We start from the raw sequence: 13,888 nt of genomic DNA, 5'->3' as shown, positions 1-13,888 counted from the left end.
CAGAAATAAATGTAGGATTTAACAGGAGAGGGATTACCTTTGTAATCATCAGATGATATGATGAATAATTTAGTTCCACGCCGATCACTGGCAGATGAAGTGGCTGCCCAATTACAACAACAGATTACCCTGGGGAAGTATAAGACCGGGGAAAAGCTGCCTATTGAACCCGAGCTGATGAAAACTTTTGGAGTTGGTCGTTCTACCATTCGTGAGGCGATAAAAACCCTGGTAAACTCGGGGCTGTTGCGGGTACAGCAAGGGCTGGGCACATTTGTAGAAGGCGCGGAAGGAATAAAAGAGCCATTGCCGCAACGGTTGAAACGCGCCGATTTTAAAGACCTGGATGAGGTTCGGCAACTGATAGAAATGAAGATCGCTGAAAAGGCCGCGGCCAATCGTACAGATGATGACCTCGCAGAAATAAGGCACTGGCTGGCGGCTCGCAAAAAAGCGGCCTTAGAAGATAATCTGGTAGAAAGTGTTGAGACCGATATCCGGTTTCATACGGCCATTGCAGTGGCTTCCAAAAATGAAGTGCTGGCCGATCTGTACAAAAGCCTAACGATCCAAATAAAAAACTGGTTCCTGACAGTTTATAACGATGCCACCGATTTCAGGAAAACACAAACTATGCATGAACAATTGTTAAAGGCCATTGAGGCAAATGATACCAGAAAGGCCTGGAACATAGCTGCAAAAATTATAGGACATACTGCTCAATAAAAAAATTTCTAATTAACCATCAGATGATCTTTAGTTATGATGAAGACAACCAATTCCCCCGCAGTTATTGATCCCAAAACACTGGCGCAAACAACTGTTTATTCCATTCTGTTTACGATCAGTTTTTCACATTTGCTGAACGATATGATGCAGTCGGTCATCCCGGCTATTTACCCGATGATAAAAGACAGTTATCATTTGTCGTTTACCCAGATCGGATTGATCACGTTCACTTTTCAATTAACAGCCTCCTTGCTGCAGCCATTTGTAGGGCATTTTACCGATAAAACACCCCGCCCGTATTCATTGGCCATAGGCATGGGTTTTACCTTAACAGGACTGATCTTACTATCACTGGCCTCTAACTTTATTACCATACTTATTAGTGTAAGTTTAATTGGTATGGGGTCTTCTGTATTTCATCCTGAATCCTCACGCGTGGCACACCTGGCTTCTGGGGGTAAAAAAGGACTGGCACAATCTATTTTCCAGTTAGGTGGCAATGCCGGTTCCGCCATTGGACCATTGCTGGCAGCATTGATCGTGGTGCCTTACGGACAATTCAACATTATTTGGTTTGGACTGGCGGCCATCTTGGCCATTGTTGTTTTGATAAAGGTAGGCGGCTGGTATAGAGATCATTTAGAGCTGAGAAAGAAAAACAAAGTGGCTGCACCGGTGGTACAGGTGCATTTAACAAAGTCAAGAGTGATCTCCTCCCTGGCCATCTTACTGGTGCTTATTTTCTCAAAGTATTTTTACATGGCCAGTATGAGCAGCTATTTTACTTTTTATTTGATCGATAAATTCCATCTTTCCGTTCAGCAATCGCAAATACACCTGTTTATCTTCCTGGCATCTGTTGCCGCTGGTACTTTAATGGGTGGTCCACTGGGCGATCGTTTTGGAAGAAAATATATCATCTGGATCTCTATCCTGGGCGTGGCGCCGTTTACTTTGTTACTGCCCTATGCCAATCTGTTCTGGACAGGGGTATTATCGGTTATCATTGGCGTTATCATTGCTTCGGCATTCTCTGCGATCCTGGTATATGCTACCGAACTGGTGCCTGGTAAAGTGGGAATGATAGCCGGTCTGTTCTTTGGTTTTGCCTTTGGCATGGGTGGACTTGGTTCTGCCGTATTGGGAAAACTGGCGGATATGACCAGCGTAGCCTACGTGTTTAAAGTATGTGCCTTTTTACCCCTGTTAGGTATTATCACCGGGTTTCTACCGAATATCGAGCGGCCGAAGAAAGCAACAGTTTAATATAAGTATATTCTTGTTTGTTAAGAGCCCTGGCGGTATCGTCAGGGCTTTTTATTTAACAGTGGGCTGGCAGACGGCAAACGGCAAACGGCAGACGGCAGACGGCAGACGGCAAACGGCAGACGGCAAACGGCAGACAGAAATACAATAGGCAATGGGGAATGGGCAAAGGGGAAGATCGCGTCAAGACCACAAACCACAAACCCGGTTTACCCCCTTTATTTAGTGGATTTATCCCCCGTGTTACCCCTGGTTAGGTTGTAATTTGATAGACAACATTCCCATTGATCAATATTTATTAAACCAAATTCTATTTAACATGAAACGATTGCCTGTACGGAGCGCCGCCGTCTTTTACATCGGTGTGATCGCTTGTTCTTTGCTTTGCCTGTCGTCCTGTAAAAAATCAATAACCAGTGAAGATCCGGTTACAACAAGCACCGGTGTTGCAGCGGTAACCCCCGCGGTGGAAAGCACCAGCGGTTTTAAAGGATTGAACTGGGCCGATCCCAATGATAATTTTTCCAGTGGTAATGTGGTGCCGTCTGGTTTAAGCGCCACTGACAATTATGCGAGTACCCAATCGAAAGCCAATACTATCCTCACTGCTTTTCAACAACAAGGTGCCAACACGGTGCGGTTGCCTGTTAATACGTTTACCGTTGCCGGCACCTGGTGGAACGCCTATACAGGGGCTATAGATGCAGCCATTTCAAAAGGCATGAATGTGATCCTTGCCTATTGGGAAGCACCTGGTGGCAATGGCACTGTTGCCGATACGGCCAGCTTCTGGAACATGTGGCGAACTGTAACCAATAAATACAGCGGCACGGCAACTGTTTATTTTGAAGTGTTCAATGAGCCACATGGCTATTCGGTAACGGCGCTGAACAACCTATATGCGCAATGGCTTGGTAAATACACTTCGGTACCCAACAGCCGGGTTTTGTTGGATGGAGCCGGTTACTCCACCAATGTGAATGGCGTAGGGGCCGACTCGCGGTTAAGCGCCTGTTTGCTTTCCTATCACAATTACACCTGGTTCAATTCCAGTTTAAACACCGCCGCCGATTGGGAAGGACAAATACAGGGGATCACCTATCCGGCGCGTACAATCATGACGGAGTTTGGGATTCCCATGACCACCGGTAATAATTATCTCAATGCTCCTGGTTCCAACAGAGACATTGCGTATTTCCAGGGTATTACCAATCAGTTACGGGCAAGTGGTATCGGGGGCGTATACTGGCCGGGGTTAAGAACGGGTGATACCTACAGCTTGCTGACCCTTTCAGGCAGCACGGTTTCAGTGACCAACAGCAGCGGATTAAGCCGGTTGCAATATGCCTGGAATAATGTGAGCATCAACCAGCCCTATGGTTCATTTACCGCCGGCAGTTGGTACCGGATAACCAATCGCAACAGTGGATCGGTAGTAGATATTAACGGTCAATCCACTGCGGCTGGTGCCAGTGCCATACAATGGTCATATTGGGGGGGCAATAATCAGCAATGGTCATTCGCTGGTTTGGGAAGCGGTTATTTTAATCTTACTAATCGCAACAGCTCGCTTCGGTTGGATGTTTCCGGCGCTTCTACTGCCAATGGTGCTTCCGTTATTCAAAATACCGTAAGTACCGGGAACAGTCAAAGATGGCGGGTGATCGATATCGGCTTTGGTTACTATAAGCTGCTGAACCAGAATAGTAATCAGGTGCTGGATGTAAATGGCGCTTCTACCGCCAATGGGGCCACTATTATTCAATGGCCTTCCAATGGAGGACGGAACCAGCAATGGCAGATTGTGGCTTTGTAACGTTCATTAAAAATAAAGCGGGCAGATCGACAGGTCTGCCCGCTTTAAAAACTTATAAATTAGGATCATCCTATACATTTCTTAAATGCATTGATGATGTAGTTATTGTCCTGGTACAGCAGGGTTTCATTTACTGTTAAAAAGCCTTCGTTTTTTTCGTTCACCCTACCGATGCGGATATTATAATTCGTATTTAATGCATCTCTTAGTTTGGTGATCTCTATTTTAGGCGATAACGCAAAAGCGTATGTATTGGTGCCACCCGGCAAAGCTTTGATCGTTATGCCGGAGATCTTATTTAATGCGTCAAAAAGCTCATTGGCTTTTTGTACGGTACTTTTCATGCGGTCTTCAAAACCTTCCAGGCGATACAGGACCATGGCGGCATTGGTCCAATTACCATACATGCTACCGCCATGCACTTTTATCAGGTGCGGCATTTTATCAATTACGGCTTTATCGCCACACAGTACAGCGCCGCCTGCAGCGCCAAAGTATTTATACAATGAAATATAGAACGTATCACACAACGAGGCATATTCTTTTATAGATACGCCCGACCAGGCAGCCGCCATATAGATCCTGGCCCCGTCGAAATGCAGCTTTATATTGTTGGCGCGGCAATAGGTGCTGATCTTTCTTAATTCTTCAAGAGGCACCATTCGTCCGCTACTTCGCCGAACGGGGTTCTCTATCGATACGGCACCCACGCCGGTTTTAAATACCTCCTCTGAAGGAAGGGCTTCTACCGCTGTCTGTAATTGTTGCGCAGTAAAAAATGGTTCATCCTTTGCCAGCGGCATCAGTCTTTTTTGAAAAACAGCTTGTGCCGCATCGGCTTCATCCCGGTAAACATGGCTGGTTTCCTGTACAAACACCTTGCTGTTCTCACCACTCAATACGGCAATGGCCAGTTGATTGGCCATAGTGCCGCTTGGCATATAAATGGCTTTTTCCTTACCGGTTATCCCAGCAAACTTTTTTTCCAGCGCTTCCACTGATCCGCCGGCACCATAGGAATCCCGCACAATGGTTGCCTGCTGTAAAATGTTCAGGTATTCGGTTGGTTCAAACATTTCACCATCGCCCATGAATTTGATCACTTGTGTGGCTGGTGGTGCCGGTTGTTGGTGGCCGGTATTCATGGCCGCCAAAACAGGGTTGGCAACCAACATAGGTAAGGTGGCTAATCCGGAATTTTTCAGGAAGTCTCTTCTGTTTACTGATGCCATATAAAAGCGTTTGATATTGGAAGATAGTGAAATATCATGATCATTATCGGCCTCGTACGTTCGCTTGCACATATTAAAATGGAATATTAGCTTTGTCTTACCCCTAAGAAACTAAATATGAGTTTGTCTTTTAATAAGTGGTTCTTTGTAGTTATTTTCATCAGTTGCTGCGCATTAGTATTGTATTTGATGAAAAATTCCCCACGAATATATTAAATGATGATTCGCTACTTGTTCAAACATATAACGTGTATTATAAGAGGTAGGGTGGCATAATTTTTTTCGTGATCAGGGTAAAGCTTGATTATGGAAGACAATAAAAAGAAGGATCTCAACAAGGATCAGGAAAAGAAAGACAACCCGGTTTCACAACCCGATCCTGAAACGCTTCATAAAACTGATCCCCAGGAAAATATGAAAGGACCGCTCAGTTCCCTGCTGAATAAAGAAAGAAAGGCTATAGATGAAAAAGGAGAAGAGTATGTTGATGGGGAAGGGGAAGAGGAAGACAATAAATAATTAATGAGCAATAAAGGTCGCATCTGAACAGGGTGCGGCCTGTTTTATTTAACATCGGGTTGTTTATTAATTTCTTTTACTGTAGTATTATGATCTTTGTCTGTTTCTATTTCAATCTTCTTCAACGCCACTGCATAATCATTGGGATGGAGGTAGGTGCCTTTTTGTGCACTCCATGCTTTTGCAAACTCAGCGCCCAGGTATAAAATAATGGCAGAATAATATACCCATAATAACAAGATCACCAATGAACCTGCCGCCCCATATGTGGTGCCGATCTTGCTTTGACCAATATAAAAGCTGATGCCAAATTTACCTATCATAAACAACACGCTGGAGGCAATGGCGCCAGGCAGCACATCTTTCCATTTGGTTTTTGCATCGGGTAGTACTTTAAAGATCATCAGGAACAGGGCGGTGATCACTAAAAAGGAGATCACCAGGTTTAAAATATAGAAGATAACGACCGTAACATCAGGGAAGTGGCTTTTAAGGCGGTCGCTCAGCCCTTCCACAATGGTAGTTACTGCAAGTGACACCAGCAATAAAAAGCCAAGGCTAATGACAAGAGAAAAAGATAAGAACCGGGTCCTGAGGAAAAGCCATAACCCTTTTTTCGGTTTTGCCTTAAAGCCCCAGATGGTATTGATAGAGTCCTGTATTTCAGCAAATACGGCCGTTGCACTGAATATAAGGGTCACTATGCCAATTACGGCCGCTGTAGTGCCTTTACCGCTTAGAGAAGCATTCTTTATAATGTCTTGCAGTTGAAGCGCCGCATCAGGGCCTACAAACTGTTTCATTTGATCATAAATTCTCCCCTGTACAGCTTCCTGCCCCAAAAAAATACTGCATAAAAAAATAACAACTACCAGCAAAGGCCCAAAGGAAAATACGGTGGTATAGGCAAGTGAGGCACTCAATTTGAGGAGCTTGTCATCCATCAAATTTTTGAAACACTGCACCAGTGCTTTTCCTATGTTCTTTAATTGCTTCATCGGTTCAGACCCTGGATAGTATTACCTAAAAAATTATACCATGCCCTTTTAACGAAAGATATCCCCAGTTTAAGGGCTTTTTAATTTTTTTATCTGGTCAAGGAAACCCGCATTAACAATTTAGCGTATCTGGTTGCTAATAACCAGAAGGTTTTGTTTGCAGAGCGCTCTGCAAATACGTTAACCATAACTATTAAATTAAAATTCTAACATGAAACGATCCATGCTCCTGATAGGGGGTGGCCTGTTATTGCTAACTGCTGCCTGTACCCATAAAGCGGAAGAACATCCTGATCCTAATAATTTCAAATTGACATCAGATGCTAAGTTGGGTACCATCATCACCGATGGTAAAGGCAAAACGCTCTATTTCTATTCAATGGATGCCAACGGGCAATCGGCCTGTAGCGGCGGTTGCGCCACCAACTGGCCACCTTATTTTGTAGAAACGCCGGATCTTCCTGCAGGCCTCACCGCTACTGATTTTGGCACCATTACCCGCGCAGATGGATCACCCCAATCAACATACAAAGGCTGGCCCTTGTATTACTATGTAAAGGATTCAACAAAAGGCGATGTAAAAGGCGAAGGAGTGGGCGGTAAATGGTTCACTGCCAAACCTGATTATTCCATCATGCTGGCCTATACCCAGTTAATTGGTAGAGATACAAAGCACTATACCAGTAAGTATGTGGAAGGTGATGAAATAACTCCCTACCTCACTGATGCCTATGGCCGCACTCTATATGCGTTCGCAAACGACAGGCTTAATACGAATAAATATACCAAGTCAGATTTCAGCAATAACGGTACCTGGCCTATTGATTCGTTGATGCAGCAAAGTATACCTTCTACCTTTAATACGGCCGACTTTAATAAGACAAGTGTATTCGGAAGGAACCAGGTTACTTTTAAAGGCTGGCCGCTTTATTATTTTGGCCCCGACTCTGCAAAGCGTGGCAACACCAAAGGGGTGAGTGTGCCAACACCCGGCGTATGGCCTATAGTTAACCAGAATACGGTAACAGCAGTTCCTTAATTGTTCACGATATCTTGAGTAGTTGAAACATGCTTCCCCCTCGGCTCAGCAGAGGTGAAGCATGTTTTTATTATTGTTACCATTCATACAATAAATAGGGAAACCTGTGCTGTTTATCGTAACTTATGAGAATTAAATTCCGGGTTATGAAACGAGCTGTAGTGATTGTTGTACTACTTGCCCTTTTAGGTGCGGTAGCATATGCCAGATTAAACTGGACAAACAGAACTCAAAAGGAAAAGGCTCCGGTAAAACAGGAACAAAAGATCGAAAAGAAAAAAGAACACAAGCATCCGTGCATGTTCTCCTAGCTGCAGGAAAAATATCAAGTAAAGGCTATCTGGCGAATCAGATAAAAAAAACCTCCTCACAGTATCATGGGGAGGTTTTTTTATAAGTTAAGGGCCTTGATTATTCTTTTACCAGCTGCACCTGGCTGCGAATACCATTACCTGAAATAGTAACTGTATAAATGCCGGTGCTTAAGTTATTTACCGGAACATTTAGCAGGTTGCTGCCCGCTTCCAGTGCATAGCGCTTGTTTATAATAGTGTGACCGCTGAGATCAGTTACCTGCATCTGCACGGTTGTTTTCTCCAACACACTAACCTGAATATGTGCAGTCTGTTGTGCGGGGTTGGGGTATACCCGGACCGTTGCTGCATTTGCGTTAAGCGCAATGGAAACAATGCCCGAATAACTATAGCGACCATCTACATCAACAGTTTTTAACCGGTAATATATTTTCTGTACGCCCAATTGACTGATGTTCTTATCAACATAGGAATAATTGTTGGTAAGCATTACGCCGCCTGTTGTTGCAAGGCTGCCAATGCGCGAAAAGCTTTTACCATCCATGCTGCGCTCGATCTCAAAATGACTGGTATTCTCTTCTGCGGTTGTTTGCCAGTGTAAGATACCATCACCATTATATTCACGGGCGTTCATCGATAGCAGGTGCAGTGGCAATGGAATGGGGGCTGTAGCTACCCATAGCTGGGTAGTTCCATTGGCATCGACTGCTGCCGTAAAAATATTAGCACCGCTCAACACAATGGGGCTGGGGTTACTGCTGTTCCCATTCGGATTCATGTCCTGGACCATCGCCGTGCCGGCGCTGGTGCCATCGCTTTTCCATAGTTCATAACCATTAACAGCATCTGTGCCTGTAAAATACAGGGTGCCGCGTATATTGGTTAAATTGATGGGGGTTGAGCTGGAAGCTGATCCATCTAAATTTTTTATCAGTACAGTGCCAGCAGCTGTACCGTCGCTTTTCCAAAGCTCCGTACCACTGGCTGGGGTATTGGCAGTAAAATACAGGATGTCATTTATGTTTACAAGAAGGGCAGGAGTGGAACTGCCTGAGGTATTAATATCCTTTACCAGTACGGTCCCGGCTGTTGTTCCATCGGTTTTCCATAGCTCTATTCCCGAAACGGCATCTTGTGCGGAAAAATAAACGATATTACCAATGCCTGTAAAATATTGGGGCAAGGAAGAACCGTTAGCGTTGGTATTAATGTCTTTTACCATCACCGTGCCGGCCGCAGTACCATCGCTTTTCCACAATTCCGTTCCGGTGGTTGTAGCATTCCTTGCCTGAAACCACAGTGTGCCATTTATTACTGTCAGATAATTAATGTTTGAAGAGGTGTTGCCGGGATAAATATCTGTTACCATTACGGTACCTGCGCTGGTGCCATCGCTTTTCCATAATTCAAGGCCGGCTGCTGTAGTCCTGGCGACGAAATAAACGGTGCCATTTAAATTTACCAGGTTTGTTGGAGAAGAACTGTTGTTACCAGACCAGATATCCGCTACCTGCACCGTGCCGGCGGTGGTGCCATCCGTTTTCCATAACTCCACACCGGCTGCGGCTGTATTAGCAGTGAAAAACAGCGTCCCGTTAACGTTGGTAAAATTGCCAGGCTGGGAGCCCGCCCCGTTGGGGTTTATATCTTTTACCAGCACAGTGCCGGCTTCCGTACCGTCAGATTTCCATAATTCCACCCCATTTGTGCCATCATTTGCCTGAAAATAGAGTGTGCCATTGAAATTATAAAGATTGGCGGGCGTAGAATTTGCGCTGCCTACATTAATGTCTTTTACCATAATGGTGCCTGCCTCGGTGCCGTCCGACTTCCATAATTCCTGTCCATAACTATCATTGTCCTGGAAAAACAGCGTACCATTCACATCAGTTAAATTGAGTGCAGTGCCACCTGAACCTATTCTGTTGATATTCTTTACCATTATGGTGCCTGCAGCCGTACCATCCGATTTCCATAATTCAGTGCCTGAAGATACCTCGGTAGCGCTAAAATAGATAACCCCATTGTTATTGACCAAATTACCAGGGCTGGAATTGGCGTTTTGGATATTGATATTTTTTATCAGTGTAGTGCCGGCATCGGTACCATCGGTTTTCCATAATTCAATCCCGTTGGTGCCATCCATGGCCGAAAAGAAACATACACCGTTCGCGGCAGTAAAGGATGCCGGGCTGCTATTATTGGCATTGGTACCCGGGTTAATATCTTTTATTAAAACAGTGCCTCCTGCTGTGCCATCCGATTTCCACAGTTCCTGGCCAGTAGTACCGTCAATTGCGGAAAAGTACAGCGTCCCGTTCATATTAAAGAGGTTGGTGCAATTGGAACTGTTGGTACCGGGATAAATATCTTTTACGCTTACGGTACCTGCAGGCGTACCATCACTTTTCCAAAGCTCAGTACCTGTGGTAGTTTCAGTTGCGGCAAAAAATAAGGTGCCGTTCACGTTGGTTAAATTAACTGGATTGGCGCCGGAACCCGCGGTACTGGTAAGCATTACGGTACCTGCGGCGGTACCATCGCTTTTCCATAACTGCGTTTGTCCGGCCACTGGCTGTGCTGAAAAAAACAAGGTGCCATTTACATTTACAATTCCGGTTGGATTACTACCAGTGATACCTCCGATGATATCTTTTATTAGCACCGTTCCTGCGGCTGTACCATCGGTTTTATATAGTTCCTGACCCAATAAACCATCGTTTCCTGAAAAGTACAGGGCGCCATTTAGCTCGGTCAGTCCTGTTATAGGGGAACCGATGTTGCCAGGCCATAGGTCAATTACTATATAGGTGCCTGCATTGGTGCCATCACTACGCCACAATTCCTGGCCTTCATTAGCCGTAATGGCAGAAAAGTATACAATGCCATTTAACGCAACAAATTGGGTGATATTAGAATTGGCCGAACCTGGATTTATATCCTTCACCATAACAGTACCTGCAGCTGTACCGTCTGACTTCCATAATTCCGTTCCGTTAGTGCCATCGGAGGCGGCAAAATACAGCGTGTTATTGATAGCAAAAAGGTTAGAATTGATGGAGTTGGAGGAGCCGGGATTAATATCTTTTACCAGTACTGTACCAGCAGCAGTACCATCGGTACGCCATAATTCCGTTCCATTAATTCCATCGGTGGCTGCAAAATAGGTAACGCCATTCATTACCGCAAAACGGGCAGGATTTGAGCTTTGCTGCGTATTTCCAATATACCTGGGAACCGAAAAAGTTTGCGCGTGCAAAAGAGCCGGGATGCAAGCAAGCATCGCCAGTAAAGGGCGAACGTGTAATCGCATGTGGTTGTAGGGGTTGTGTGTTTTACCGGCTAACGGGCCCGGATCGAAAATATACGATATTGGATTATGTTGAACTACCAGGGAATTAATGGTAGTCCATTAAAAATCACAAATATACGCGTACACAGGCGCAAGTGCAAGCATGTAGGTCTAAAAAGCAAAAACGTCCTCCCGATGTATCGAGTGGACGTTCGCGCTTGTTAACTGGTCAACTGGTTAACCCGTCAACTATAGCTCAAACCTGTCGAGGTTCATGACTTTATTCCAGGCAGCCACAAAATCGGTTACAAATTTCTCCTGGGCATCAGCAGCGCCGTACACTTCGGCAATGGCTCTCAATTCTGAGTTGGAACCAAACACCAGGTCGGCGCGGGTAGCTAACCACTTGGCCTTACCTGTTGTACGGTCGGTACCTTCGTACAGCTCCCTGTCTTCAGTAGCCGACTTCCAGGCAGTGTTCATGTCCAGCAGGTTTACAAAGAAATCATTGGTAAGCTTGCCAGGACGAGAGGTAAGCACGCCATGTTTGCTGCCATCAAAATTAGTATCCAGTACGCGCATACCGCCCACCAGTACCGTTAATTCGGGTGCTGTTAACGTAAGCAGGTGCGCTTTATCTATCAGCAATGCTTCCGTTAAAACATGCGATCTTGTTTTGCGGTAATTGCGGAAACCATCGGCATGTGGTTCCAGGTAGCCTATAGATTCCACATCGGTTTGTTCCTGCAAGGCATCCATTCGGCCAGGAGTAAACGGAACGGTTACATCAAAACCGGCATCCTTAGCCGCTTTTTTGATCCCGGCACAACCAGCCAGTACGATCAGATCGGCCATTGAAACCTTCTTGCCACCTGATTGCGCTTCATTGAATTCTTTTTGAATGGTTTCCAGTTTGCTCAATACTTTTTGTAATTGAGGCGGATTGTTGGCCACCCAGAATTTTTGCGGGGCCAGGCGAATGCGGGCGCCATTGGCACCACCGCGTTTATCAGTACCACGAAATGTTGATGCAGAAGCCCATGCAGTAGAAACCAGTTCTGATACGGTCAGTCCTGAGGTTAGTACTTTTTCCTTCAGCGCGGCCACCTCTTTATCATTGATCAATGGATGGTCCACTGCCGGAATAGGATCCTGCCAAAGCAGTTCTTCCTTCGGTACATCTGAACCCAGGTAACGGGCGCGTGGACCCATATCGCGGTGGGTCAATTTAAACCAGGCACGCGCAAAGGCATCCGCAAATGCCTCTGGGTTTTCCAGAAAGCGGCGGGAGATCTTCTCGTATATAGGATCAAACCGTAAAGAAAGATCGGTAGTAAGCATCGTAGGCAAATGCTTCTTTGAACCATCAAAGGCATCAGGAATAATACCCTCTGCATTTTTAGCAACCCATTGGTGGGCGCCGCCCGGACTTTTTGTCAACTCCCATTCAAACCCAAACAGGTTCTCAAAGAAGTTGTTGCTCCATTTGGTGGGGGTTTTTGTCCAGATAACTTCCAGGCCGCTGGTGATGGTGTCAGCGCCTTTACCAGATTTAAAACTATTGCTCCAGCCAAGACCCTGTAATTCCAGGTCAACGGCTTCGGGTTCTTTGCCAACATGGGTAGCAGGCGCCGCGCCATGGGTTTTACCAAAACTGTGACCGCCCGCAATAAGGGCAACAGTTTCCTCATCATTCATAGCCATGCGGCCAAACGTATCGCGAATATCTTTTGCGGCAGCGATCGGGTCAGGGTTGCCATCGGGTCCTTCAGGATTTACATAGATCAAACCCATTTGAACGGCAGCCAGCGGTCTTTCCAGATTACGGCTGTGAATATCGCCATCTGCGGGCTCATCAGCCGATAAAACGCCATGACTTTCCACTACACCGGGTGAGCCGTGCGCATAACGGACGTCGCCACCCAGCCAGGTGTTTTCAGCACCCCAATACACATCTTCATCTGGTTCCCATACATCGGGCCGGCCGCCAGCAAAGCCAAATGTTTTAAAACCCATCGACTCCAGGGCAATATTTCCGGCAAGGATCATTAGATCGGCCCAGGAGAGCTTATTGCCATATTTTTGTTTAATGGGCCAAAGCAGCCGGCGTGCTTTATCAAGGCTTACGTTATCGGGCCAGCTGTTCAGGGGCGCAAACCGTTGTTGGCCGGAACCACCACCACCGCGGCCATCAAAAACCCGGTAGGTACCGGCACTGTGCCAGGCCATACGTATGAACAGGGGACCATAATGCCCAAAATCAGCAGGCCACCAGCTTTGCGAATCGGTCATCAAGGCATGCAGGTCTTTTTTTACCGCTTCCAGGTCAAGACTTTTAAATGCTTCCGCATAATTAAAGTCATCACCCATTGGGTTCGATTTTGCTGAATGCTGACGAAGGATGTTCACCTTAAGCTGATTGGGCCACCAATCGCGATTCCGGGTGCCGCCTCCGCCCACATTCTGCTTCAGGCTGCCGTTATGAAAGGGGCATTTACTAATGTCTTTTTGATCTTTTTCCATTTGTCTAAGTTTATGGTATTGAAGAAACAATTGCTTAATTCTTTGGGTAGGGGAGCTAAAATTAGGATATTGGGGAAATAAGCAAAATCAATTAATTCTATACTTTGATAGGTAAAACCTATGATGGCATAATGGGACAAATTGTTACTATAATTTTGTG

At 45.6% G+C, this 13,888-nt stretch carries 10 protein-coding genes; 6 read left to right on the top strand and 4 right to left on the bottom strand.

Features of this window, described 5'->3' with window-relative positions; genetic code table 11:
- The first annotated feature begins 57 nt into the window (after window positions 1-57).
- The 3 genes from J7I42_RS19230 to J7I42_RS19220 all read left to right on the top strand — a co-directional run bounded on the left by J7I42_RS19230 (window position 58) and on the right by J7I42_RS19220 (window position 3,811).
- Window positions 58-726 (top strand): FadR/GntR family transcriptional regulator, encoded by a 669-nt coding sequence (locus J7I42_RS19230; RefSeq protein WP_209140472.1) that lies wholly within the window; start codon window positions 58-60, stop codon window positions 724-726.
- Between the two features lie 36 nt (window positions 727-762).
- Window positions 763-1,995, top strand: coding sequence for an MFS transporter (locus tag J7I42_RS19225; protein WP_209140471.1), 1,233 nt, complete (start codon window positions 763-765; stop codon window positions 1,993-1,995).
- A 319-nt stretch (window positions 1,996-2,314) separates the two neighbouring features.
- Window positions 2,315-3,811, top strand: a complete 1,497-nt coding sequence (locus J7I42_RS19220) for an RICIN domain-containing protein (protein ID WP_209140470.1) — start codon at window positions 2,315-2,317, stop codon at window positions 3,809-3,811.
- A 65-nt stretch (window positions 3,812-3,876) separates the two neighbouring features.
- Here J7I42_RS19220 and J7I42_RS19215 read toward each other — a convergent pair whose 3' ends face one another.
- Window positions 3,877-5,115, bottom strand: a complete 1,239-nt coding sequence (locus J7I42_RS19215; protein ID WP_209140469.1) for a threonine aldolase family protein — start codon at window positions 5,113-5,115, stop codon at window positions 3,877-3,879.
- Window positions 5,116-5,349: 234 nt separating this feature from the next.
- Between J7I42_RS19215 and J7I42_RS19210 the strand changes: the two genes are divergently transcribed.
- Window positions 5,350-5,562 (top strand): hypothetical protein, encoded by a 213-nt coding sequence (locus tag J7I42_RS19210; protein WP_209140468.1) that lies wholly within the window; start codon window positions 5,350-5,352, stop codon window positions 5,560-5,562.
- 44 nt (window positions 5,563-5,606) lie between these two features.
- Here the strand turns inward: J7I42_RS19210 and J7I42_RS19205 are convergent, their stop codons facing one another.
- Window positions 5,607-6,560, bottom strand: coding sequence for a YihY/virulence factor BrkB family protein (locus J7I42_RS19205; RefSeq protein WP_209140467.1), 954 nt, complete (start codon window positions 6,558-6,560; stop codon window positions 5,607-5,609).
- 211 nt (window positions 6,561-6,771) lie between these two features.
- On the opposite strand from J7I42_RS19205, the gene J7I42_RS19200 reads away from it, so the two are divergent.
- Together J7I42_RS19200 and J7I42_RS19195 are read left to right on the top strand one after the other, a co-directional pair.
- Window positions 6,772-7,599, top strand: a complete 828-nt coding sequence (locus J7I42_RS19200) for a hypothetical protein (RefSeq protein WP_209140466.1) — start codon at window positions 6,772-6,774, stop codon at window positions 7,597-7,599.
- A 146-nt stretch (window positions 7,600-7,745) separates the two neighbouring features.
- Complete coding sequence (locus tag J7I42_RS19195) at window positions 7,746-7,910, top strand: hypothetical protein (RefSeq protein WP_209140465.1); 165 nt, start codon at window positions 7,746-7,748, stop codon at window positions 7,908-7,910.
- 100 nt (window positions 7,911-8,010) lie between these two features.
- Here J7I42_RS19195 and J7I42_RS19190 read toward each other — a convergent pair whose 3' ends face one another.
- Together J7I42_RS19190 and katG are read right to left on the bottom strand one after the other, a co-directional pair.
- Window positions 8,011-11,226, bottom strand: coding sequence for an ELWxxDGT repeat protein (locus J7I42_RS19190; protein WP_209140464.1), 3,216 nt, complete (start codon window positions 11,224-11,226; stop codon window positions 8,011-8,013).
- Window positions 11,227-11,454: 228 nt separating this feature from the next.
- Window positions 11,455-13,728: a catalase/peroxidase HPI gene (gene katG / locus J7I42_RS19185; protein ID WP_209140463.1), complete on the bottom strand. Its 2,274-nt coding sequence runs from the start codon at window positions 13,726-13,728 to the stop codon at window positions 11,455-11,457.
- Between the last annotated feature and the right edge of the window lie 160 nt (window positions 13,729-13,888).

This window comes from Niastella soli (genome assembly GCF_017742245.1).
Classification (GTDB): domain Bacteria; phylum Bacteroidota; class Bacteroidia; order Chitinophagales; family Chitinophagaceae; genus Niastella; species Niastella soli.
The sequence above is the reverse complement of the archived record's forward strand: the minus strand, read 5'-3'. Positions and strand labels throughout refer to the sequence as shown.